This is a genomic window from Paenibacillus sp. SAF-068 (assembly GCF_051967555.1).
Lineage (GTDB): Bacteria > Bacillota > Bacilli > Paenibacillales > Paenibacillaceae > Paenibacillus.
The window spans coordinates 168,239-193,137 of the sequence record NZ_JBQCJX010000003.1 but is presented as its reverse complement, the minus strand read 5'-3'; the positions used below and the strand labels follow the sequence as shown (position 1 = coordinate 193,137).

Annotated in this window: 23 protein-coding genes; 5 read left to right on the top strand and 18 right to left on the bottom strand. The window is 45.9% G+C overall.

The features are described from left to right. Positions 1-3: 3 nt before the first annotated feature. Together ACTHPG_RS18605 and ACTHPG_RS18600 are read right to left on the bottom strand one after the other, a co-directional pair. Positions 4-2,148, bottom strand: coding sequence for an ATP-binding protein (locus ACTHPG_RS18605; protein ID WP_440390963.1), 2,145 nt, complete (start codon positions 2,146-2,148; stop codon positions 4-6). A gap of 269 nt (positions 2,149-2,417) precedes the next feature. Then, positions 2,418-3,011, bottom strand: a complete 594-nt coding sequence (locus tag ACTHPG_RS18600) for a hypothetical protein (protein ID WP_440390962.1) — start codon at positions 3,009-3,011, stop codon at positions 2,418-2,420. 247 nt (positions 3,012-3,258) lie between these two features. On the opposite strand from ACTHPG_RS18600, the gene ACTHPG_RS18595 reads away from it, so the two are divergent. Continuing rightward, positions 3,259-4,119 carry a GNAT family N-acetyltransferase gene (locus ACTHPG_RS18595; RefSeq protein WP_440390961.1) on the top strand — a complete coding sequence of 287 codons (861 nt, stop codon included), beginning with the start codon at positions 3,259-3,261 and terminating at the stop codon, positions 4,117-4,119. 47 nt (positions 4,120-4,166) lie between these two features. Here ACTHPG_RS18595 and ACTHPG_RS18590 read toward each other — a convergent pair whose 3' ends face one another. The 4 genes from ACTHPG_RS18590 to ACTHPG_RS18575 form a co-directional block, all read right to left on the bottom strand. Further along, positions 4,167-4,712, bottom strand: a complete 546-nt coding sequence (locus tag ACTHPG_RS18590; RefSeq protein ID WP_440390960.1) for a hypothetical protein — start codon at positions 4,710-4,712, stop codon at positions 4,167-4,169. Between the two features lie 178 nt (positions 4,713-4,890). Continuing rightward, positions 4,891-5,160 carry a CD3324 family protein gene (locus ACTHPG_RS18585; protein ID WP_440390959.1) on the bottom strand — a complete coding sequence of 90 codons (270 nt, stop codon included), beginning with the start codon at positions 5,158-5,160 and terminating at the stop codon, positions 4,891-4,893. Positions 5,161-5,352: 192 nt separating this feature from the next. Next, on the bottom strand, positions 5,353-6,279 hold the full coding sequence (locus ACTHPG_RS18580) for an oxidoreductase (protein WP_440390958.1): 927 nt from the start codon (positions 6,277-6,279) through the stop codon (positions 5,353-5,355). Between the two features lie 58 nt (positions 6,280-6,337). Further along, entirely contained in the window at positions 6,338-7,246 is a 909-nt protein-coding gene (locus ACTHPG_RS18575; protein ID WP_440390957.1) for a helix-turn-helix transcriptional regulator, read from the bottom strand. A 75-nt stretch (positions 7,247-7,321) separates the two neighbouring features. On the opposite strand from ACTHPG_RS18575, the gene ACTHPG_RS18570 reads away from it, so the two are divergent. Further along, positions 7,322-7,882 (top strand): dihydrofolate reductase family protein, encoded by a 561-nt coding sequence (locus ACTHPG_RS18570; RefSeq protein ID WP_440390956.1) that lies wholly within the window; start codon positions 7,322-7,324, stop codon positions 7,880-7,882. Between the two features lie 116 nt (positions 7,883-7,998). Here the strand turns inward: ACTHPG_RS18570 and ACTHPG_RS18565 are convergent, their stop codons facing one another. Both ACTHPG_RS18565 and ACTHPG_RS18560 read right to left on the bottom strand, forming a co-directional pair. Next, positions 7,999-9,126: an SGNH/GDSL hydrolase family protein gene (locus tag ACTHPG_RS18565; RefSeq protein ID WP_440390955.1), complete on the bottom strand. Its 1,128-nt coding sequence runs from the start codon at positions 9,124-9,126 to the stop codon at positions 7,999-8,001. Between the two features lie 19 nt (positions 9,127-9,145). Then, positions 9,146-9,259: a DUF4180 domain-containing protein gene (locus ACTHPG_RS18560; protein ID WP_440391403.1), complete on the bottom strand. Its 114-nt coding sequence runs from the start codon at positions 9,257-9,259 to the stop codon at positions 9,146-9,148. 104 nt (positions 9,260-9,363) lie between these two features. Here ACTHPG_RS18560 and ACTHPG_RS18555 point away from each other — a divergent pair, with 104 nt between their 5' ends. Next, on the top strand, positions 9,364-9,981 hold the full coding sequence (locus tag ACTHPG_RS18555; protein ID WP_440390954.1) for an NUDIX hydrolase: 618 nt from the start codon (positions 9,364-9,366) through the stop codon (positions 9,979-9,981). Between the two features lie 137 nt (positions 9,982-10,118). On the opposite strand, the gene ACTHPG_RS18550 is transcribed toward ACTHPG_RS18555, so the two are convergent. The 4 genes from ACTHPG_RS18550 to ACTHPG_RS18535 all read right to left on the bottom strand — a co-directional run bounded on the left by ACTHPG_RS18550 (position 10,119) and on the right by ACTHPG_RS18535 (position 16,775). Further along, on the bottom strand, positions 10,119-11,012 hold the full coding sequence (locus ACTHPG_RS18550; protein WP_440390953.1) for a response regulator: 894 nt from the start codon (positions 11,010-11,012) through the stop codon (positions 10,119-10,121). After that, the gene (locus tag ACTHPG_RS18545) at positions 10,984-12,303 is read right to left on the bottom strand and encodes an ATP-binding protein (RefSeq protein ID WP_440390952.1); all 1,320 of its coding nucleotides are present in this window, start codon (positions 12,301-12,303) and stop codon (positions 10,984-10,986) included. The genes ACTHPG_RS18550 and ACTHPG_RS18545 overlap by 29 nt, the downstream gene beginning before the upstream one ends. 168 nt (positions 12,304-12,471) lie before the next feature. After that, a complete protein-coding gene (locus tag ACTHPG_RS18540) occupies positions 12,472-15,615 on the bottom strand; it encodes an ATP-binding protein (RefSeq protein WP_440390951.1) in 3,144 nt (1,047 codons plus the stop codon). Continuing rightward, positions 15,612-16,775: a response regulator gene (locus tag ACTHPG_RS18535; RefSeq protein WP_440390950.1), complete on the bottom strand. Its 1,164-nt coding sequence runs from the start codon at positions 16,773-16,775 to the stop codon at positions 15,612-15,614. The genes ACTHPG_RS18540 and ACTHPG_RS18535 overlap by 4 nt, the downstream gene beginning before the upstream one ends. 175 nt (positions 16,776-16,950) lie before the next feature. Here ACTHPG_RS18535 and ACTHPG_RS18530 point away from each other — a divergent pair, with 175 nt between their 5' ends. Beyond that, positions 16,951-17,448: a DinB family protein gene (locus tag ACTHPG_RS18530; protein ID WP_440390949.1), complete on the top strand. Its 498-nt coding sequence runs from the start codon at positions 16,951-16,953 to the stop codon at positions 17,446-17,448. Positions 17,449-17,702: 254 nt separating this feature from the next. Then, positions 17,703-18,773: an SDR family oxidoreductase gene (locus ACTHPG_RS18525; RefSeq protein WP_440390948.1), complete on the top strand. Its 1,071-nt coding sequence runs from the start codon at positions 17,703-17,705 to the stop codon at positions 18,771-18,773. Positions 18,774-18,833: 60 nt separating this feature from the next. Here the strand turns inward: ACTHPG_RS18525 and ACTHPG_RS18520 are convergent, their stop codons facing one another. The 6 genes from ACTHPG_RS18520 to ACTHPG_RS18495 all read right to left on the bottom strand — a co-directional run bounded on the left by ACTHPG_RS18520 (position 18,834) and on the right by ACTHPG_RS18495 (position 24,840). Beyond that, positions 18,834-19,208 (bottom strand): winged helix-turn-helix transcriptional regulator, encoded by a 375-nt coding sequence (locus tag ACTHPG_RS18520; RefSeq protein WP_440390947.1) that lies wholly within the window; start codon positions 19,206-19,208, stop codon positions 18,834-18,836. A 31-nt stretch (positions 19,209-19,239) separates the two neighbouring features. Continuing rightward, complete coding sequence (locus tag ACTHPG_RS18515; RefSeq protein WP_440390946.1) at positions 19,240-19,659, bottom strand: MarR family winged helix-turn-helix transcriptional regulator; 420 nt, start codon at positions 19,657-19,659, stop codon at positions 19,240-19,242. A 67-nt stretch (positions 19,660-19,726) separates the two neighbouring features. Continuing rightward, complete coding sequence (locus tag ACTHPG_RS18510; RefSeq protein WP_440390945.1) at positions 19,727-20,461, bottom strand: SDR family NAD(P)-dependent oxidoreductase; 735 nt, start codon at positions 20,459-20,461, stop codon at positions 19,727-19,729. A 325-nt stretch (positions 20,462-20,786) separates the two neighbouring features. After that, positions 20,787-21,776 (bottom strand): SMI1/KNR4 family protein, encoded by a 990-nt coding sequence (locus ACTHPG_RS18505; RefSeq protein ID WP_440390944.1) that lies wholly within the window; start codon positions 21,774-21,776, stop codon positions 20,787-20,789. A gap of 212 nt (positions 21,777-21,988) precedes the next feature. After that, a complete protein-coding gene (locus ACTHPG_RS18500; protein WP_440390943.1) occupies positions 21,989-23,614 on the bottom strand; it encodes a rhamnogalacturonan lyase B N-terminal domain-containing protein in 1,626 nt (541 codons plus the stop codon). A 353-nt stretch (positions 23,615-23,967) separates the two neighbouring features. Further along, the gene (locus tag ACTHPG_RS18495) at positions 23,968-24,840 is read right to left on the bottom strand and encodes an AraC family transcriptional regulator (protein WP_440390942.1); all 873 of its coding nucleotides are present in this window, start codon (positions 24,838-24,840) and stop codon (positions 23,968-23,970) included. Positions 24,841-24,899: the final 59 nt, after the last annotated feature.

Here is a 24,899-nt window from a genome sequence, read left to right as displayed (position 1 = left end):
TCATCACCACTTTCCTTCAATTACCGTACAAGGAAACATTACATAGAATGTCGCCCCCATCTTGCCGTCGCTCTCCGCTCGAACTACGCCTCCATGTGCTTGTACGATTTCCCTGCAAATTGCCAGCCCCAGTCCACTGCCCTCTATGCCCATTCCCGGCCGATCATATCTGTAATTACGTTCGAAGATTTGCTCAATCTGATCCGGAGGAATCCCCATGCCAGAATCCTGTATGCTAATGACTGCATGGGGAGCATGATTCACCACTTCCACAACTAGTGCAATACGCACCACCCCCCCGCTGGAGGTGAACTTCATGGCATTTGACACTAGATTAAATAAAGCCTGCTCTATTCTTTTCGCATCCATCTCGACAACTGGCAAAATAGATCGTCTATCCTCGGTATCTCCGATATCCAGTATGAAGTCTAATCCTGCGTCGCGCACTACCAACTCATATTGTTCAAAAAAATCATGCAAGAAAGGAATCATCTGAACTGGCTCCATTCGGTACGAGACTTGTCCGGTCTCCAAATGAGACAAGAAGGACAACTCCTCAATCATACGGTTAATCCTTATTGTGTTCTCCCGGATATACTTCAGATATTGTTCATTGCGTTCCGGCTTGACCCTGTCCTGTATCGCTTCGACATACCCGAGCATGCTGGAAAGCGGCATACGCAGATCATGCGTAATATAGGCAAGAAGTTTCTTCCTCCCTTGCTCGGAGTGAAGCAGTCGGTCATAGGAGGTTTGGAGATCATCATGCACTGCAGATAAGGCCTGTGTTCGCTCCTGAACGGTCCGTTCCAGATTCATATTCATTTCAACCAGCTTGTCATTAACATACTGTAATTCACGTGTAATTCTCTCTTCGTTTGATGCCGTCCTCGTAGATCGCGAAGACAGCAATAGCAGCTGTGCGATCGTAAATATCAATAAGCCAAGCGGGGATGTATTACCGATCAGCGACCATCCGTTGTAATATAAGAAATCGTTGACAACCGTGACCAAAGTAACCACCGACACCAGCAGAAAGATCAACGCACCCTCCATACGTCGCACAGCTGCTTGAACTAGCCCGATCATCAAATAAATCATATGTAGAACTACCATCACACCGATTACCAACAAAAATTTTGTATATATAATTGCAGGGGTTACCACAACAAAGATACAGAATGCTCCCGTTGCGATCCGCGTGGCTCTACGAAACCATCGCGACACATAGTTGGGAAAAATACAATCAAAATACATCGTAATGATATAACCACTGACACATAGAATCAGGTACTCGATCTTGAATTGCAATTCCCAAGGGAAATGAGGCAACCACTGTGTAAAGATAAGCTCGCCGTTGAACAAGGATCGGATACCAAGCAGTACAGTAAACAGGCCAAAATATAACGGAGCCCTGTCCTTGCGTCGCAGCATGAACAACAGCAGATTATACAAGCCGATCACTAGCAAACCTGCCGTGATGAACATATCCCTGGCAAGATTCAGATTGGTCTTGGTCGTTAGTACGTCACTGCCGCCCAGCTCGATATCCTTGGTAACGCCGCCCCGATGATGTTGGAAGTTAGATACTTGCATAACAAGTTCTACTGTATCGCTTTCAGGCTGAAAATACACCAGCTTCGTTTCCAGTTGCGGGATCGTACTGTATTTGTCCTGACCAACTTGACCAACCTCTACCAAAATCTCGTCATTGACCCATAATTTGTACGCATTAAAAATGCTGGGCAACCGCAAAGCAAGCATCTCATCTCGATCCTGCTCGCTTAGTTGGACAACCAGTCGAAAGGTTGCATAGCCTGTACCGCTCAGCCGTTCACTTTCTAACGGATATGCTAGCCAGGAGCTTGGAATGCTGATCCAGTGGTCCTGATTCCCTTGCCTTGCTAATTGATCCCGTATATCCTCAGGCGACAGCAGTTCTTGCCAATAGAACGCCCACTCTCCTGTTAATTTTTGCGGATTCGTACTAAGCTGGACCTGCGTTAAATCCAGAATACCCTCTTTAATTTGGAACTTAGGAGAATCCGGCGCAGAGAGAAGAGTATAGCCCGCAATCGAACCAACAACAACGGCAGCCATGATATAAAACCAAACCTTACGAGAACTGACACGGAGAATCTCCCTCATGATGAACCCAACCCCATTCTACAAAAGCACACTAAGTAAGTTGATCATCCAAATAATATCATCATTAGAGAAGAATGTACCCTGCAAATTTCTAGCAGGTGTCGATAGCTAACATCGCGATGAGACCCTTTGGACGACGCGCACTTGGCTGGGTACGCCGCTACAAAAAAAGTACGCACTTTGAAGTGCGTACTGATATGAAGGAGCTTAATCGCAATGGATAATTCGAGCATAATCTGCATGTGCCAGAATCACAGATGACTCATGCATTATAGTGAATTATTAATGATGTCTGCGAATGCATCCCTGTTGTACGTATCATCCTGAATGCGCCATTCCCCCTGATCTTGCAAAAAGGTGATATCGCCTGATAGCGGAATAGACTTGAACTCTTTGTCGTTCTCGTCTGTAAATTTCAGATCTAGCGTGTATTCCACCAGAATCCAGTCACTCTTGCTGTCTTTGATCTTGGTTTGTATATTTTCAGGATGCAGCTTCGCTTGTTCGATGTGTGCAACCTGAAGAGGTAAAATGATATATCGGTTAGCCATGTAAGCTTCATAATTCCTGGAGGTCAGGAATGGTTTCATGGTGTCTCCTTTGGCCAATAACCCTTCCATCTCTAAAGTATCCTCATAGTCCTTACCATCCACAGTCAGTTCTGTTGTTTTATACTCCAGCGACATTTCGAGCGCTTGTTGCTGCTCTTCCGCCGTCGCCTTCTGGTCCCCCGTATCACTTGGCTGTTCCGTTGCTGGTGGAGTGATGGGTTCAGTGCTTTCCGCTGGTTCAGATGTTGTACATCCCATTAACATGGCGGCGGAAAGAAATAATGTACCCATCACATATGCCAGCCTGCGCATGGTTAATCCCTCCCTTTCTCGTCATTATCACTCTCAATTATCCCTTCAATAGGATATAATGTCCAGTTAATGGGCACATCTGAACAAACACAGGTCACTTTAGTTATAGATTATGTTATAGTCATCGGGAAGTGATTTGGAGGCGATAATGATGATGATCAAATTTACAAATGGGCCAACTCTTGAAGGATAGCGCCTGCGGGTCCAATAACTGCGCGTTTCCTTCAACAATGAAGGTGTGAAAGCTATGTCAATGAATCAAGTCTTTCCCATGGTCTATAACTCCAAGGAACAGATTGATGCTATTATTTTGCTCGAACAACAATGTAAACAGCTCGATTCCGCGCATCTGAAGGCAGACCTTGACCATATTAGCAAAAAAGACGGAGACCACGCGCTCCTCTGTTATCGGGACGGTGATTTGGCAGGACTCCTCAGTTGGTATGCTTCTGACGGCGTAACCGGGAATATTAATGCCATCGTACATCCACAGTATCGTCGCCAAGGTGTGTTCACCAGCCTACTGAAACAAGCCATCCTGGACATGAAAACACAGGGGATTAATCAGCTCAGTTATCGCGTTCCTCAGGGATTATCTCCGGGTGTTCATACTGCCCAATCCCTCGGAGCCATTTATGATCGTGCCGAGTACTCGATGCAACTTGTGAATGAGGTCCTTTCGGTTGTGGAGCCGCACGAAGTAACGTTGTCCGTGGCAGAAGCCGAGGATATGGAATTTATGGTCACTTGTTCATCCCAAGCTTTTGAAGATTCGGAGGACTGGACACGCGAGTACTTTATGCAAACAAATGAACCCAGCCGAGTCACCTATATTGTATGGCAGAATCAACTGCCTGTTGGGCTGGTACGGGTCAACTCCATTAATGCAAGAACCGCATTTATTCATAACTTCTGTATCTTGCCTGCTTATCAGGGACAGAAACTGGGGCGCACTGCGCTTAGCATCCTGGTGAATCTCCTAAGAAAACAAAGTTACACAGATATTCGCCTGTCTGTGGTTACTGAGAACAAACGTGCTTTGAATCTGTACCGCAGTGTTGGTTTTGAAGTGAATTCTGAGCATCACTATTTCAACGGTAGTTTATAGAAGGCAATGGAGAGAGATCGTTTTCCTCATTGGGAGACGGTCTCTCTTTATATATTGGAGAATTGGAAAATCAATTTATAGCCATCAAACGTATGCCCGTACATTTCCCGATAGTTACCTTCGGTGTAATTGGCTACTGTTTTCCGCCAGAAAGATTGGCCGATCTTGTTTTTCTCCGATGGATTGGTGAACAACTCCCAACTTCCTCTAAACATTCCGAAGATTGTCGACGCTGCGTGTTCAGCCACGCCTACCCCTCGAAACGGCCGCATCAGAAAGAATTCATGTACGAAGAAATCTATTCCTTGTGAGCAATGAGGCGGCGTGGCTACGAATGCAAACCCTGCTGGAATGCCATCTACAATTATCAGAAACGGATAAAGACACTCCGGTTTTTCCCACCATACGTTCTGTACATCATACTGATCCTGTAACGTTTTATACTCAGGACTTGGTTCGAAAATGCCGTGTTCATTCGGGGTATGCTCTCCACCTAGACCGTAATGACCGGATAAGTCATGAAGATATAGCGGGTACATATTTTTAATTACATACGCCTCGTCCTTATTCGTTAATCTTACATCTATATTCATATACACCAACCTCCCAGATGATCGAAAGATCTAGTTAAGGAACTCTCTTTGCATATTCCTTTGTCCGTCATATTAATTGTACGCTCAGCTATAGCGCTCGAATATATAATGAATATTTATTAACCATTCTCTACATACGAAAAAGCCACATTCGGTTGTTCGAACGCGGCTTTTCGTCTTATCCCTTTTTGCCATATACAATTTTCTTGATGCTATCCACGGATAAACAGTATTGCTCTGCAAGCTGATCAATGGTCCTACCTGCGGTGAACAGCTGGCGAATCTCGTTGTTCCGTTCCTGCAAAAGCATTCTGCCACCCGAGTTCTCGCCCCACTTCTTGTGGGCATCCTTGGGCCTCGGAATATAGATTAAGCCACCAGGGATATGACGCTGTATTTCTCTAAGCAATTCTTCCGGGAAGATTGTATCCGCATTAATATATTTCACGTTGCTCCACTCCTTAAATTTAAAATCTTAAGGCCGCAGAGTCTTACGATGAACACATTGGATATGCACTACAATGGTATGGCGGAAATGAGTTTCAGGCTCTATGCAAACAACCGCCGTTGTTCATCACATGGACTCTGCATAGAGCGGGTCGTGAAACCTTTTATGAATCGAATCATGGTAGCCCCCCATTCATTCATTAAATCTGTAATAAACCCCTGTTAGTTCTTCTGAAACGCTCCATAGCTTGCTTGAAATGTTGGCATCATATAATTTTTCAATAATCGTAGCGCTCTTGGGATAGCCCCTAGTGCCACCTATACCGCTGGGAGCAATATACTCTCCTCCCGTAATCGTCGGATCTGTTGCAGCATACAAGGTAGGTAATGCCCCCATATGTGCAGGTTGACTAATGATTTTCAATAGACTGCGCATGAAAATATTGGCCTGTTTCCCCGAACCGAAGGAAAATAGATTGGTATGCGAAATTCCCGGATGAGCGGCGATACTCATGGAATCAACATGAGCGGAATTGAACTTATTCTGCAGTTCTCTCGCAAACATCAGATTGGCTAGCTTGCTCTGACTGTAGAACTTCATGGGAGCATATCCTTTGGAGCCATCCAAATTATTAAAATCAATTACACCATTTCCAGCTGCCAAACTGCTTATAGTAACTATCCTCGATTTCGGAGTAGAAATCAATTGTGGCAATAACAGGCCCGTAAGCGCAAAATGGCCCAGATGATTACTACCAAACTGCAATTCAAAGCCATCCTTCGTTAACTGGAATGGAGGATTCATAATTCCTGCATTATTGACGAGAATGGACAAGGAATCGTATTGCTCAAGAAAAGCGGCTGCAAACTTACGGATACTAGCTAAATCACTAAGGTCAAGCTGCATAACGCTTACCTCTCCAGCGACATGGACAGACGACTTTATCTGATTAGCTGCCTTTTCACCTTTTTCCAAATTACGAACTGCAAGGATAACTTTAGCGCCCTTATCCGCTAACGCTAATGCCGTTTCATACCCCAATCCGCCATTCGCCCCTGTCACAATTACTACTTTATCGGATACAGTCGGGATGGTGTCTTTCGTCCAAACTTTGCTCATTCCTCTACCACCTCTCTTATCTTTTCCTGGATACCCAAATATCGAGCGTATATAACTTTTACTCCCTACTATACTGGCTTAGACTTCGTTCGAGCAGCTCTCTAACCTGTTGCTTCAATTCAGGGGGTGAGATTACTTTCACTTCCGGGCCATAGGAGAGTAACTTTCGCGCTGTAAAAGAAAACTCCTCGGGCGGAACCAATCCGCGCCATTCGTTGCCTTGAACCGACTTGAATAACACATCTGACGCGGCCATCCTTGCTCCAAAATCCGTGAATTGCAGCACCACTTCTACGCTCGCTCTGCTTTCTTTGGCATCTAACCATGCTTTCAGGCTCGGAACAGATCCATCTACAGATTCCATAACAACCAACTGCTGCATACGATCCACCCGATACAACAACACGCGATCCTTATGCCGTGCTGGCATGTACCAATGCCCCTGCTCATAGTAGATACCATAAGGGAACACTCGTACTTTTTTACGATCATTGCGGGCATGATACATAAACTGGATTTCTCTCTTTTCTACCGCTGCACCCAATATCTCGGTTGTTAAAGGCTCCGCATGCTCACCAGGATGCTGGACGAAGGTAATATGCTCTCTCATTCGCATAATCAGATCCTGTACATCCTCAGGCAAAGTAGAGAAATACTGTTCAGCCAGATGTTCACGCATTGATCCATATGGAAAATCCGGGACTTGCTGTAGATATTCCAGCATCATAAACAGTCCTAATGCCTCCTGCTGTGTCAGTTGAAGAGGTGGCAAAATCCGATTGGGCAACACCCGGTATCCTCCGTTCACGCCAACTTCTGTGTACAAAGGAAAACCCAGCGCCTGCAATGCATCCAGATCTCGCTGGATCGTACGAACCGAAACGTCGAACCGTTCTGCCAGTTCCCGAGCAGTGAATTTCTGTCTGGAATCCATGAGACGCATGATAGCCAGCTTCCGATTATTCATGAATTCAACACCCTAACTACGTCAACTTTTGTCATAGTTAAAGTGTATCATACATTGTAGAAGGGAGCGATTACTATGAATACTAACAAAACCATTTTGTACATTGCTATGAGTTTGGATGGATATATCGCAAGACTGGACGGGTCGGTAGATTGGTTATTTGATGTGGAGGGTGACGGTGGAGACAACGGGTATGCGGCATTCTATCAAACGATCGGTAGCGTTGTTATGGGACGTTATACGTATGAAGAGGTGCTCACGCTTTCTGAAGAATTTCCCTATGCAGATCGCCCAACGTATGTGCTCTCCCGCTCGGAACAGCCGCCCGCTCCGCATGTACAGTTTACAACCGAGACGGTAGATACGCTCATCCCCCGATTAAAGCAGAATTCTGATGGAGATGTATGGATTGTAGGTGGTGGCATATTGGTTGAAGCTGTGTTAGCCAAAAAATTACTGGATGAGATTGAAGTCGCCATCATTCCGAAAATTCTTGGTGAAGGCATTCCCTTATTCCCAACAGGCACGGTGCCAAGTCAATTCAAAATGATCCGAACCCAGACGCTCGGGCAGATCATCTCGATCCGTTATGTGGTACAGAACAGCGATACAGCGGACCTACCCTCGAATATCTAAATCATGCAGTAAAGGAAAAGACCACTGTTATAATGAAGAGCCCCATGCAGTGAAACATATCTAACCATTGGGGTACCGTTCATGAAAGAGTGGTCTTTCCTTGACCCTATTTCAGGCTATCCTAGCATGCCTCGTACATATTCCGCCAACACCTCTGCCGTTCTACGGTGAGATAACTCGCCTGGATGGGTGCGCGCGCCTACCGTCTCTTCGGTTGTATCAGGAAGCTGGATAATTGTAACCTTGCGATCCCCTGTCTCCTTTGCATACGCATCAACCGCACGGTAGATGGCAGGCATCATTGGGAAGCCGAGCATGCCATAAGCCCATACGAGGTGTGCCGCCGGATTGTTTTTCCGAAGTTTGAACAGGAACTGTTCCACCGCTTTCTCAAAAGCAGCCAAATCCTCTTCATGATACGTACCGTCTTCGTTCAAACGTTGCTTGTACACCTTGCCCGTGTCAGGATCTGTCCACTCAGGTGACTGAAATGCACCCCCATCATTGCTGCCCAGGTTCACGACTACCACATCCGGCTGCCAGGAACCAAAATCATGCTGATCTCCTGCGCCTAGCGCTTCGTTACGTTCACCGGTAAGCAAGCTGCAGACCTGTTCGTACACATCGGGGATATTCCCCTTCGGATTGTTATCCCAGCTTGTCAGCACACCCCAGCCACTCTGCGAGATGACCCGGTATTCTGCATTCAGCGCTTCTGCTGTCATATAAGTATAATTATGTATGGCACTAAACCACATCGGAATCCAATCTTCCTCCGCTTTAGCCCCAATCGCGCCTTCGCCAGATGTAATGCTGTCACCGATGAACTCAATCTTGTACGGTTTTTCCTGCACAGGCAGGAACGCTCCATCGGATTTCACCGCGTGAATCTGCAAAGAGCAATCCGGATCACCACTCATTGCTTGAACATCCTTAACGATCCGTACATTCTTCACCACATCCGCGTTCATCCCCCGAAATACACAGACCCAGTACCTTCCGGCCGTCAACATCTGTCTGCTCACCGGAACACCGTTGATCAGAATACTGATCCATGACTCATACATATCGTATTCGGACTCTAACTCAACCCATAGTTCGGAGCCCTGTACATTAAGTTCAACTGCACTTCCCGTCCAAAATAACGTCAACGGCGACAACTCACCAGTTGTTCTGCCATGCACTTTGAGATTTCCGATCTCAGGCAGAGCAGTTACCTTTAAATTCTCATTAGATATCACCATGTAAACCTCCTACGTTTGGCTATATTATAAGCAGGCTCTTGCTGTTATCTCCTTCGAAATCTCCCACAATAGCAAGCTTAACATGATCGTTAACGTATTTCTGCAAAATCTCGCCTAATATCATATCTCGCAACTCTATAATAGTAAGCAATAATTATAGACTGTAATTTCTATGATATAATGGGTTTATTTCCTAACCAAACTAAATCTCGTGACTTGCGAAGAAAAGAGGAGTGCATGGACACAAAGTGGCTGGAATGGGCCAAACAGATTCAAGCTATTTCACAAACAGGTTTAACCTATGCCAAGGATGTTTATGATATCGAGCGTTATGAGGAATTAAGACGCATTAGTGTTGATATCTTAAGCAACTATACTTCTGTTAACAAAGAGAAAATATCACTTACATTTGCAAGTGATTCAGGTTACGCAACCCCTAAAGTCGATATTCGCGGTGTTGTTTTTAGGGAAAACAAAGTACTTCTGGTTCAAGAGAAAATGGATGGGGCATGGGCATTACCTGGGGGGTGGAGTGACATCGGCCTATCACCATCAGAAGTAGCGGTGAAGGAAATTAAAGAAGAATCCGGCTTTGATGTTGTACCGATGCGATTGTTAGCCGTATTGGACAAAAAATTTCATGGACACCCACCTGAGCCTTATCACGTATATAAGATGTTTATCCGCTGTGACATTATAGGAGGCCAAGCGGAAACAGGTGTAGAAACAAGCGCAGTCGATTTTTTTGCTATCGACGCTTTACCAGAATTATCATTGGAGAGAAATACGCTGGAACAAATTAAAATCATGTTCGAATTCCTCGAACAACCCGATAAAGAGGTGATTTTGGATTAAAATAATAACCCCTTCGGCTTCCCGTTCCTACGTCCATCAATTTCTGATGTCTATAGTACACGGTCTGCCATAAGGGGTTACCTCTTCAAAAGACTATAAAACCTAGCTCAGAAACGCCTTGGTCCGCTCATGCCGGCTCAGTTATTCATCTTTTCAATCGTCTCCATATAGAACACATGCAGGAACTTTTTGATATTAACCTTGCCTTTGTCGCCTGCCTGATCCTCTTCCATCGCTCTCATCTTCATGCGAACATCCTGGAAGTCGAAATAGAGGGGGGCATAATGCTCAAACTTGTGGTTGCTATAGTCGGTGAGTCCAATCGAGGCCATGTTCGTTAACGCGGCAATTACCGTTCTACGAATGCGTTGTTCCATCGCCTTGCTCTCTTTCTCCACGTCCTTGGGTGCAGACTTGTATGTCCGGGCCACCGCTTCATACGACTCCTTCAATGGCGGCCACTCTCCAGCGCGCTTCTGATCAATTGCATACTCCATAAGGGCTACAATATCCTTGCTGCCACTTTCACCGATAATCCCCAGATCCATCAGAATGCTTCTCGCCGCATCCCGTACCGTACGACCTTGGAGAGGGGCTTGTGCTTCTACCAGATTCAATCGGGCCATCGACTGCTTGACCTCCAGGATGTAGCGTTCATACTTCCACTGTTCATTCACTTTGCTGAGCACATGCTCCACTTCTACCCGATTAATCGGTTTATGAATGAAGAATTCAATTCCGTTCTGGTAGGCCGCCCCTACCATCTCTTTGTTCTCCACCTGAGAGATCATGATGAATTTGCCGGTATATCCGCTGTGCTTCAGTTTCGAAACCGTCTCTATTCCATCCTGATCCGGCATCAGCAGATCAATCAGCACCACATCGGGACGCAGATCCATGATCATCCGTGCTCCTTCTATGCCGCCCTCTGCCATGCCTGCGAGCTCGCCGATTCCACAGGATTCAATGATATCATGCAGCATGCTTCGGCTTACCACATCATCATCCACGATCATGATAGAAAGTGTCATCGACATCGCCCCCCTTGATTAGATTCATTTTGGGAATAGTTATAGCAAATAGAGTACCTTTCGCCCCCGTTGGCCCCGATTCAACCGTAATGCTTCCCTCCAACGACTGGACGATATCACGTACATGGGACAGACCAATTCCTGTTGCGGCAATGCCGACTTCATTAAACTTGGTGGTATAGCCAGGTTCGAAGATAACATCCCGTTTGGCTTCAGGTATGCCTTTCCCCGTATCCATCACGACCAGATGTACGTCATCTTCCTGCTCATATACACGAATCCGAACCGTCCCATCATGCTCAATCGCCTCTACTGCATTGGCAATCAGGTTGTTCATTACCGTTAAAAGAGGAATGTAATACGGAGACTCACAATCATACTGTTGCTCAATATCGATCTCGACCTGCTTATGCAGCATCTCACTATATTTTCGGTTTGCTTTGCTGGCAAAGTTCAATACTTCGGACAAGCTCATGTTGACCGCTTTTTCGTTATCATACAGCTTCAGCAGACCGGCGAGAATGCGTTGTGAGTCCTTCTTCACTTCATGAATCTGCTGAGCAATACCCAGCGTACGCTGACTGTATTGGTTCATGTCCTGCTCTCGAAGATCCCGATACAGATCATAACTGTCCGCCGTAATGCCTTCAATGGTATTCATTGCTTTCTTCAAGTAAAATACCTCGCCATACAGACCTGAGTTTACACTCAACATCTGCTCCATCCGCTTCTCCTGCTCTGCATGCAAAAGCCGCATCTGCCTCACCGCAAAGCTGTTGTAGAGCCCAATCACAAAATAACTTCGCAGGCCGCCCACCACAAGCAGATACAACCATTCCTTCATATAAAAGATATTGGTGCCGCTTAACATGCCGCGAAGAAGCAGTTCAACAAGATTAGAGGAAAAATCGATACCGGTAATCAGGCCGCCGAGCAGAAGAGGCTGCATTTCATGGAATCGATGCCTGAACTTGCTAAGCCCATAGGCAAAGACCACATAATACACGCCTGCCCCCAGATTGTCCCGCATGCTTTCCAGGATGGATACGGTCTGTACATGATTAATGAGATCTGCCGACTGAAACAGGACATTTGCAATACCTGTCAGAATTCCTGTCTTCACATAAGACAGGTGCGGCATAATCATCAGCAGAAATAAAAGAATGCTAACCCCCAGCCCGATTCGGAAGTAGTCTTCCCGGAACGGATTTATCTTGAATTGCGCCCCTACCGCTGTGGCAAAGGCAATGGCCGTCATCTGCACATTCTCATTTTTGACCCAATTACGCATCGATCTCTTCACCCACTATAACAACATTTAGCGCTCATTACCCGAACCTGCGCTTCTAATGTTAAATATACTAACATATGAAAGATGCATTAGAAATAATTAAAATTAGGGAATGAACACGCAAGCAATACAAAAAGGCCGGAAGTCTTCACTTCTGCGGCCTTTTCCTTATATCTCGTCCGGAATATCAAATGATACCATCGTGCCCTCTCCAGGCTCACTTACAATTGATAATCCCTGACCATACCGTTGCAACAATCTGCGGTTCGTATTCACAATGCCTATTCCGCCTTTTCCACCTGGTGTAGCATGTAGCAGCTCTGCAACCTTTTCCGGTTCCATGCCTTTGCCATTATCCTTCACCTCAATACGCGTATAACCCTCATGGCGAGTGATGGACAGGCATACTGTCCCACCCACATTTCGGCTTAATAACCCGTGTCTTACGGCATTTTCGATCAAGGGCTGAATCGATAGCGGCGGGAGAAGTAACGGAAGATCCGGCTCTACGTTTAATACCACCGACAATCGATCTTCAAATCGTGTTTTTTCAATAAAAAGATAGGCTTCCACGAGTTCCAACTCGTATGATAATTTTACCAGTTCCCCTGTATTGAGATAATTGAAACTGATCCGTAGATAGGATGAAAATGCTTCACCAAGCTTCCGCATATGCTCTGTATCAATATCACTTAGGACCATAAGTGAATTCAGCGTATTGAACAGGAAATGGGGCTGGATCTGAGCCTGCAAATAAGCGGCCTCCATGCGTAAGCGCTCTTGGATAGACTGATTCAACAGGGTCAACGCACGTATCCGATACTTTAGCTCCAACGCATCTACAGGCTTCGTGACATAATCGTTGGCCCCCGATGCAAAACCGGTATATATATCCGGTGGCTGGCTTCGTGCCGTCAACAATAACACCGGAAGCTCTGACATGGAGAATTGTTCCCGTACCTTCTGGGTTAATTCATATCCGGACATATTGGGCATCATCACATCCGTAATAAGCAGATCCCACTGGCGTGTGCCGAGCAGTTCCATCGCTTCCTGGCCCGACCGGGCCGTAGTTATGGTGTAGGGTTCATTCGAAAGAATGCTGACTAGCACATCCAGATTCACCGGATCATCATCTACAGCCAGAATGTTTGCTTTCCCCTCTTTTACCAACGGAGCCATCTCTGCTGTCGCCAGGGCTTCCGCTTCCCCCATGCCTGGGCGAGGTAACAGGAACCCACTAGGCGCATCTTCCATCATCTCCGCGGCCTGTTCCCAGATCAGGGGAAGTTGTGGCTGAACCTGATGGGTGGTTTCATTCGCGAGCGGCAGATCGAAGCTGAATACCGAGCCCTTTCCGAGTTCCGAGTGAACCGTTAGCGCCCCGCCGTGCAATTCTACGAGCTCTTTGCAGATGTTCAGTCCAAGTCCGATGCCTTGTCCATCACTGATTCCATACGACCCTTGTTCATACGGAAGGAAAATGCGCATCCGTGTATCCTCATCCATGCCTATGCCTGTATCGGTCACATGAATCAGAGCATGTCCTTCATGAATGTCGGCACTCACAGATATTGTCCCTTCCTCTGTGTGTTTAAGTGCATTATGGAGCAGATTATACAAAATCTGAACAAGCCTTTCTTCATCAGCCATGACCAGTGGGAACGATTCCGGTATCTCCATATGAAGGCGGACCGGTTTGCGCTCTGCCATGAATTGCAGCATGGCGATAATGCCAGGTACAACCGACTGTATGGAAAGAGGGGTCTGACGCAACACAATGCGGTGCTCCTTCAACCTGACTACATCCAGCAGATCACCAAGAAGATGGGACATTCGTCGACCGATCGTAATCAGCAACTCCATATCCTCCAGACTCCGTTCATCCAATCTGCTCTTCTCTCGGGTAACCACGTTGTGAGCGATGTTAATGATCCCGTGCAGCGGGGTCCGCAGTTCATGGGATGTATTCGCCAAGAACTGATCTTTAATTTTGTCACCCTTCTGCAATGCTGTATTCAGCTTCATATTCTCCATGGCATTCCTGAAATACTTCTTGAACCAATAGGCGGAAAAACCGGTAATGGCAAAGATGATATCAATGGGATAATAGACTGTTGTCACATCTTTCGATGTCTCACTTGTACTCCACAACATGTTGGATATGATGCCTCCAGCTGTCAGGAGTAGAAAGACCATATCCCGATCAGCCTGTTTCCTAAAGAGCATGACACCTACAATGTACAGGAACCAGAGAGAAGAGACGAGAAAGAATATGTCGATGATAGAGTAATGAACCATGGCATAGACTACGTGAACGGGCACCGCCAGAATTACAGCAATATAAGCTATTGTCGTGACAAGGCCTAATTGAAGGATCTTTGTTCGTATATGTACCAAGGTCAATCTTTGGAACAACAGCAGAATACACGCATTTTGCAGCAGCAGACAGATCAAACGAAGCTTGATTCCCCACGTATAGTTAATAGGGAGCCATAACATCAGAATGTTATCATGACCGAGCATAACCACGAGGCCCACAGATAAGGTTAATATCGCTGCGACGAGTAGGGTCCGCTCCTGGGGATTGAATACAAACAGAATACAGGCATACATGCCATGAAGGAGTAAAACGAGAAATATGGCCAGTTGAAAACCAATGGAATACCAACGTGCATAATCAACCGCTGCTTGGGAACCGAAGCGAACCGGTTTACCGATCCCTCCTATGTACGGGCTATCATAATTAGCTACACGAATAAGTAATTCAATCTCTGTTGCGCCTTCATCTTCGTAGGTTGACGTATAAGAGGTACTTCGCGGTTCATAGGTATCCGCATCCACCGACACCTTCCCCATGCCGCCCACGGTATTCCCATTGAGTTCAATCTCGGATGAACTTCGGATGTTTCTGAACCAGAAGGTCACAGGTACCTGGAGCGGATCGGTCAACACACGCAATCGATATGTGGCATATCCAAGTGAACTCTCCCGATCCCGGTTCTCGACATTTTTCCAATCTCCCGGAACCTGGACCACATCCGCCACCTGCGCTCCTTCCCTATCCACAGTATCCTTGCCGGTCAGTAATTCATTCGAATATAGTTCCCATTCTCCGTTCAGATACATTACCGGGACTTGCTCCAGATCGACACCTCGCAAATCAACGACACCATTCACAGCGTGATAATCGTCCAGGGCAGGGAAGAACTGCGACCAGACCCAGCGCATGCCGACCAATGCCGCTAAAATGATCGACAGGATCAGAACATATTTGAAATGTCTCATGGGATTTGTCTGTCGTACGTTCATTGGTTACGATATCCTGACTTGATCAAACCGAGCTTCCAGTCCCTGTACCATGCACGAACCTCTTCACTAATCGGTATCTCCAAATCTTGCTCCATTCTGGTGGTTAAGAGTCGATACTGCTCCTCCACACCGAGATCGTTGTGCATTTCATCATATAACTTCATTAGAATAAAATAACTTTCTTCTTCATCCGGAAGCATATGCTGAATACGTTGCGTGCTCTCAATCACTTTCTCCGCCAGTCCATGCTGCTGGTAATACAGACTCAGTTGCCTCATATGATAGAGCCACAGATAGCGTAATCTTTCCCGTTCAGGTTCAGCCCACATGTATTCATAATTACCAAGATAGGTACCCTTATATAGAAGGAGCGCTTGCTCATAGGCATGAACAGTACTTGCGTCTATGACTTTCCATTGCCTGATTTCCCGTTCCCACTGCTCACTATCCAACTGTGCCTCACCCAATTCAAGTCGATAGCCTGCCTCCAGATGTCCACTTTGAATCGTAATCATATCCATATTGCAAGTTTTCAGGGTTTGGCGGACATGATACATCGTAGTATAGAGTTGGTGTGCCGTCTTCTCTTCTTCCATGTCAGGCCACAGAAGCTCCAGTAGCGTACTGCGATGAATGACCTGGTTCCGATGGTGGAGCAAGTATGCAAACAGCTCCTGTGCTTTGCTAGTGCGCCATTTGGCTACCTGGATTTCCTTTCCCGGAAGCTTAAACTGAATCTGATTAAAACAGCAAATTATAGGTTCATTTGTATCTTTTGACCGCTGATCATGTTTTACCTTCAGTTTCTCTCTTACGCGAATCACGGTCTGCTTCAATCGATCTTTTTGAATGGGCTTCATCACATAGTCCAAAGCCTGTAGTTCAAAAGCATGCACCGCATATTGATCGTAACTGGTCACAAATATAATTTCTATGCCCGGTGTTGCCGCTTGAATCTGTCTCCCCAGATCCATACCATCCATCTCTGGCATATGGATATCCAAAAATACAACATCAGGTCGGTGCTCCACAATCCCTGCCATCGCCTCTGTTGGATTCATATATGTAGCAATAATTTCAATGCCGCTTACTTCTTTTTCTAGTGATTTTTGAAGGCCTATCAACGCTAGACGTTCGTCGTCAACCAATATCACTTTCACAGGAGCTTCCTCCTCGACCCAGAGGTCTTGAGATTTATTTTCACTATTATATCATAGGCATTTTAGTTATTTAGGTTCTTGTTTCCAAATTTCGATTTCTAGCAATTTAATTGTATAATACTTAATAAAAGACAGTTTAACAGATCAGGTCTAGAAAGAGAGAGGAAGGTACCTTATGTCAGATGCGAATCAAAGTTTTGGGCAAGCCCTTGTCAAATCATTAGTGGGGGAACGCGGTCATATCCGTATTGCTCGCGCTCTACCCGATATCGATGTCACACTTGCTGCTCGTACGCACGAGGCCATGCCGTATACGATCTATCAGTTGGTGAAGCATATGCATTATTGGCAGGAATTCATGCTCGAACACTTGGAAGGACGCAAGCCACAGCTCCCTGCTAACGTGAGTGAGAGCTGGCCTGAAGAGAAGGGCCCACAGGATGAAGCCACGTGGAAGGCAGATATTCAGGCATTCCTGGATGGGATTGATCAAGCCGTAGCCATTGCAGAAACAGCGCAATTAGATGAGCCTCTGCTCTATTTCCCCGGGGAAACCAAAGCAGGACTTCTGCGCAATATCGCCTCCCACAACTCGTATCATTTGGGCGAAATTGTTCTGCTTCGTCGTTTCTACGGTGCATGGCCGCCACCAGGAGGGGGCTTCCCGGCGTAACCCTATTTACGTCAGATCTATTGGACGGATATACAGACACATCTAAGCTGTGAAAGGACGATTGTTCCTTTTGCAGCTTCTTGTGTTTATAGGCGTAATGAGTAACATTCGTGAAAGTACAGATTATATAACGCTCATATCCTGCTCCGGGATCATATATTACTTCAAAGTACGTATATGACTTTGAGGTGCGTACTTCTCATCCTTCTTTTTCTGAACCACAATATGTACAGAAGAAGAGAGGAGCATGTCCATTGAAAACCGAACGATCTGTTATCCGCTACACTGCCCTTGTTATCGGTGCTGGAGGCGTCATTGGAAGAAACCTTATTGATTATCTGATGACACTTCCCGAGTGGAATGTCATTGGTGTATCTCGCCGCGGAGGGGAAGATGCCCCCAGATTACGTTATATATCAACTGATTTACTGAATGAAGCAGACACACAAGACAAACTAAGTCATTTAACGACCGTTACGCATATTTTCTACGCCGCGTATCAGGATCGCCCAACCTGGGCCGAATTGGTACAGCCCAACTTGGCCATGCTCGTTAATGTGGTGAATACGATTGAACCGATCGCTCCAAATCTCCAACATATTAGCCTAATGCAAGGTTATAAAGTGTACGGTGCACATCTGGGTCCATTCAAAACACCTGCCAAAGAAACGGACGCATATCATATGCCCCCTGAATTCAATGTCGATCAGCAACAGTTTCTTGAGGATCGGCAACCCGGAAGCAGCTGGACTTGGTCAGCCCTGCGCCCGTCTGTTGTGTGCGGATTTGCCCTGGGTAATCCAATGAACCTTGCCATGGTTATTGGCGTATATGCGGCTATTTCCAAGGAACTTGGCTTGCCACTTCGATTCCCCGGGAAACCAGGAGCGTATCATTCGCTTCTTGAAATGACCGATGCCACATTGCTGGCTCATGCAACCGTATGGGCGGCAACCGAACCTCGCTGTGCCAATCAGGCATTTAATATCACCAATGGTGATCTGTTTCGCTGGAACGAACTATGGCCCCGGATCGCTGCATTTTTCGAGTTGGAAACCGCACCTCCACTCCCTCTCTCACTTGCAAAAGTGATGGCAGATAAAGAAGTTCTTTGGAAGTCCATGATTGAAAAGTATGGTTTGGTAAACACCCCTTATGATCATGTCTCTTCTTGGGCATTTGGTGACTTTGTCTTCTCGTGGGATTATGACTTCTTCGCAGATGGTTCCAAAGCTCGCCGTTTCGGTTTTCATGATTTCATTGACACTGAGGCTATGTTCATGGGTATTTTTAGAAATCTACGTGATCGCAAAATCCTCCCGTAAAGTCAATAGAATGCAGAATAAGCCGATTCCCGAATTCCAGAATCGGCTTATATAAGTTTCTCAACGGTCCGTAGTCGTTGTCGGCTTAAACAAAATTTTTCCTCGATCACCATAAACATTGTCCACATGTATATCGCCCCATCTACACATCAGATGAAGAATCTCTTTAAGAGTCCACCCATACGCTGTTAACTCATACTCCACTTTTGGCGGAACCTGGTGATGGGAAATTCGGACAATGACCCCCGCCTCCGTCAGTTCACCAAGTTGCTGAGTCAACACTTTCTGGGTGATCGCAGGGATCAGTTTCATGAGCTCACCATTACGTTTCTTGCCAAAGGTAAGATGGAATAGAATAACAGGCTTCCACTTTCCCCCGATCACTTCAAGAAAGGCTTCCACTGCGGTGTTATATACTTTGAGCGGTTCCTCCATATCACCTTCAGTCTCCCTTCGAGTCCATTGCTCAATCTTCCCGATTCATCTTCTCAAAAATATGAACCAATTGCACCCGATCCTCTTCATTTAATTTCTGGAATAAACTCTTACGCAGCTTCTGGCCCTCCAATATTGCTCTTCCAAGGATTTCGGCTCCTTTATCCGTAATGTTCAAATAAATAATGCGACGGTCCGCTTCGTCTACCATTCTGACGACTAATTCCTTGGCTACCATCTTGTCAGATAGATAACTGAGTGTAGGCGGCGTGAATCCCAGAATTTTTGCAATATCCGAAGGTCGGCTTTTTCCATTTTGGTGAAGATGGCTGAGTACAAGCACATGAGAGACACCAAGGTCCTCATTGAATGCTTTGTTCCACTGTATGATCAATTTATTGGTGAAATTATCCATGTTGTGTATAAGCTCAAAAATGTTCTGTTCTTCCATTAGATCCTCCTCGAAAAAATAAAACAACAGCCCTCATTTAACTTAAGGGCTGTCATCATTTTACACGCTATTGGGCTGAGTAGCCACCATCGATCACCAGTTCAGATCCGGTAATGTACGAAGAATCATCCGACGCCAGGAACAACGCGGCTTTGGCAATATCGACAGCCTGGCCCAGACGCTGCAAAGGCGTTGCCTGAATTAACCGTTCAAGCAGTTCTTTCGATGTGTTCAGGGATTGGGTCATTGGTGTCTCGATAATCCCGGGAAAAAGAGCATTCACCCGAATACCTTGACGTCCGAAGGTGGTCGCAGCCGCTTTGGATAATGCACGTACTGCACCTTTGGATGCCGAGTAATGGTTAAAGCCTTGTCCAATCATAGCCGTGTATGATGAGATATTGACGATGGAGCCTTTTTTCTGGGCTGCCATATAAGGAGTGACATGTTTCATGCCAGCGAATGGGCCGTAACCGTTAATGGAGAGCATTTTCTCCCAATCCTGTGCATTGATTTCCTCAAATGGCTTCTCTGATGAAATACCTGCATTATTGACCAGAATATCAATTTTCCCAAATCGTTCATTCACCACTTTTGCCATTGCCTGCCAATCTTCATCCGAAGATACATTCAACTTCATTCCGTACACATTCTCTTTTTGGCTTACTCTCTCCAGTGATTCCTCATTAATGTCTGCAGCAATGACGATGGCACCTTCCTGTGCAAAAAGATCTACCATGCCCTCTCCAATTCCCGAGCCACCGCCAGTAATAATAGCTACTTTATTATCTAATTTTCCCATGTGAATAGCTCCTAACGTATTGTCATTCATGCTTAACATGATGCTTAAGCCCCTTTCCTGAAGAAACCAAACTATTTAGACTCATAATATTTAGATCTCTAACTATTACATGTCTAAATATTATCAGAGTAACTTCCTTTATGCAACGCGCATACACGTATATCCTTATTTTGGATTCCCAACCTGAGCTAACACAGTAATAAAAAGCCCGGTGTTGTGCGACATTTCCGGCTTACTCTGCATAACCAGGCAGCAAAAAAACTGCATCCGTCATGACGGATGCAGCCTTTTCAACGTTGTATATAAAGAGAAGCTCCAACTCTTATTACAGTGAACCTTGAAGGTTTGCAGGTTGATGTTCCTCATTCAGCAGACCTTGGATAAAGGTTTCGAAATTGGGCGCAAGCCAAGTGATCTTATAGTTTTCATTTTTATCCACATGAACAACCTCGGGCTCACCTGCATTGCCGGATTCACGATAATCCAGCATTACCACCTCCGATTCGGAAGGGCACTCACATACAACAACACCGATTTCGGGGTACCCTCCCTGCTCGATAATGAACCGACTGCCCGCTTCACCACCTAACGAATGTGCCTTCTCCCGTCCAATACCCAGTATTCCCGCAACCTCAACGCGGACCTTCTTGGCAGTCTCTGCTTGGCTGACAGGAAAATACCGATAGTGGGGAACACCACCATTATGTAATTTCATCATGTTAATGTAGGAAGTTGGCAGCTTGAACACCAACTGCTCCTCCACTGACTCGATCTGTCCATCGGTAGGCGGGGTCAACACATATTGATCCACGGCTTCAGCACTGTCATTCCAAAAACCCATTGGTTCCAAATGGCTATCCCTAAAAGGTGCGGTTGAGATCTCAGGGACAGCTGGATCTGTACTTACCGATTCATCTACGGATTCATCTACGGATTCCTCTAAGCGTTCCTCTGAGGATTCCTCATCCATTTTACTGCGGATCCATTCCAGGAACTCCAGCGTATCTTCATCCTCAGGGTCCAACTGATCTGCTCTTTCGAACGCTTGCAGCGCATGCGCATATTGCTCCAGATAGTAATAAGCCAGTCCAATCCGATAATGCCAAAGTGGGTCGCCTGTGCCCTCTTTGGCAACTGTCAGGAATTGTTCAACCGCTTCTTCATACCGTTCCAGGTTATTCAGCGCTCGGCCCAGATGGTTAACCAGCTCATAATCCCTTTCTTCCACAGGAATCGCTTGAATTGCATCTACAATTTCCTGAAATTCATCTTCTTCATGCCACTCCTGCAATTGAACCAACAGATCGTCTCTCATTTCTTTTTCCTCCCCGTTCATTCACTCATGATTACGTATTGAAAATTATACCACTATCTAGATCACCTTCTCCAGCCAAGCCAGATCCTTGAGCCTGTCACGAATCAATATCTACTCATTCGCAATGCAAAATATAAAAGGTAACCTGGACCCAGTTAAGAAAACCAGGCAGGCTACCTCCTTTATTTCTTCCACGATATCGAATTCTTAACTCAATTCAGCAACTCAACACAATCGTAAACCCAACCTGCACTTAACCAGTTACCCAAATCACTGGAACCGCTGATTGGCGTAATTGTGATCGTATTGGAACCATTGACGAAGTAGGATGCTGGAACATTCCAGCTAAAGGTTGTGTTGTTACCACGATAGGTACCAATGGTGAAGCTACGAGAATTGGGCTGTGAAGACGCGGCTGGATTAGTTAATGCATGTCCATTAACCGTTACACTCGGTCTACCATTATTGTAGGCTGCGGTAATTCCGATGTTGAGCGTATGAGCAGATGCCGCTTGAGATGCGTTTAGGTTAAACGTTATTGTGGTTGGTGAATTCTGACCACGGAACTGGATGGCCGGGAATCGATTGGTCGCGCTACCGGTAGCGTAGGTGACAGGCCCCCAGCTTGGGTTACGACTATCGGACGGGTGACGGATCGGAATGGTCTGTCCATTCAGGAATTCCCGTGGTGTACCATCCCAGTTACCGATTCGCCAGATGCTGGAGGCTTTACTCGGATCATTGTTGATTGTACGTGTATTCAGTGTCGTTGTTTGGCCAGCCGTGACATTAACCGTTTCTGTATATACCGCCAGTTCTCCCTTATAGGCTGTCATGGTGTATGTTCCAGGGATCATGCTGTATTTGGCGGCTGCCCCGCTTGAAGAGGTACCTACCCAATACTGGGCATTGCTATTGGCGAACCCAATTGTGTACGTATAACCCGTATCCATCCCGGAGAGACCATTAAGCACCACATTCCCTCGACTGGATACCCAACCTTGCAGATTCAGACCAGACATCCAGCTGAAGTCGGGTACACTTGGCGTACCACCTGTGGTGAAGATCAAAGCGTACGGCCCATGCAGACCCAGGCGCCAATTTTCCGTCTGTGCATGTCCCGAGTTCATATAGTTATATACTTCCGTCTCTGTTCCACTTTGGAACTGGATGTCGCGGAAGAAGGGTCCACCCGAGCTCTTTTCCCGATTGCCGTAGGCCATAAATACACCGACGCCATTACCCGTAACTCCACGAACGGATAGGTCTTTGGCCTGATCATTACCATAATATTTGGAGGCACTCTGACCATTTGCGAAACCAAATACATCCTGACTCTCAATGGCTCCTGTGTTGCCACGATTATTGGAATTCGCCGGAACACCTGTCAACACACTACCATTACCGCGGAAAATGTACCGCAGCTCCCCAATCGAAGGTTGAGCCGTGATATGCGTTGCCATGTAAATGATGTTCTCACCACCACGCGAAGCATAATAGTGAGTTAGTGTGCTTGTCGATACCGTGATTAACACGGTTGATCCTGAAGGAGAGGTATTCCAAGTTACATTGGCGGAGGAACCCAAACCTGAACCGATATGCGATCCCCTGTTGCTGTTTAGCTCCGTGCCGTTCATTTTGGCCGAGATAATATCCCCATTGGTTTTGTTCACCACATAGACTAATCCTGAACCCGTGTTTACTTCAATTCTGGAGCCGTTATCGGTAACATATATGGTTGCTGCGTGTCCAGTAGATGCAGGGTATACAGCAGCTGTTGCGATCATTACGACAATTAAAAACAAACCAAGCGCCTTTCTCACTATACTTTTGGTCATGAGTAAATCCCTCCTTGGATTTTATTTAATAAAGCGCTTACACTATAATGTATAATAACTGACACTTTCGTCTCATATCGATATGTCTGCTATGCGGGCATGTCCATAATCAACTGAAATGTTATGTCTGCGTGCGTATAGAATAAAATCATCACTTCATGTAAACCTGATCTCTACACCCCCTTTTTAAACCTCTCTTCTAAATACAAGTATTCTTACAATTCCAATAAAATAATACCATTATATTACATATATTTGCAATGAAAACGGCTCGTATATCTGATAGCAATTTCTGAAAACTAAAAACGCAGCTTCAAAAAGCTGCGCCCGCAGATATCAAACTAGAGACAGTATCATCTCTTCCGAATAGGTATCCATATCTCACTTCTATATTGCTCTACAGTAACATCCTTGTGCTCATTCCATAACATTTCCGGACCCTCACTCAGCTCATAGTCCGATGAAGGAAACCACTCCGCGTAGATCCGGCCCCACACCTCCTGAAGCGTATCAGGAAAAGGACCCACGACAGTAAATACGGCCCACGTTGAAGCAGGAACCTCAATCTGTGCCAAGCCCTCGGGCGCTTCTTTTGTCGTAGCTGCACCAATGTAATGATCCAGTTCTCCCTGTTCTGCCATCCGCCCCTCACTGAAATGGGCTGAAGCACTGATTAAGCCCAGAGGCTGGACGTTCGATGCCCCCTTAATCGTATCAATCAATTCCGTTGTAAGACTCTGGTACATCGCAGCGATCTCCGGATTTACCCCGTGAAATACAATCGGCACCCTTTTACGAATACCCACGATTCGAAACGCCTCTTTATCTTCAATACGGTAGTTCATTTCGCTTCCTCCTTGAATGGTCAGTTGAAATGACATCCGTGGGAAGGCTTTAAGGGACGGACCATGGTTTCGCGCTTCGGAGGGCGTAGTGCCATGCATGCTTTGAAAAGCACGGGAGAAAGAATCCGGCGATGTATACCCGTACTTCAACGCAATATCTATGATTTTGCTGTCACTGTGGCTTAACTCCATAGCTGCAAGCGATAAGCGGCGACGTCGAATATATTCCGAAAGTGTTACACCACTAAGAAAAGAGAACATGCGTGTAAAATGATACTCCGAGCAGCAGGCAATCCGGGAAATCTCCTTCATATTCACGATATCCATCAGATGCTCCTCAATATAATTCAAGGCTTCATTTAACCGTCTCAGCGTATCCATATCATCCCTCCCACGTTAATTTAAGCTTAGCAAAGTCATTCTCTTTGCATCCGACATTA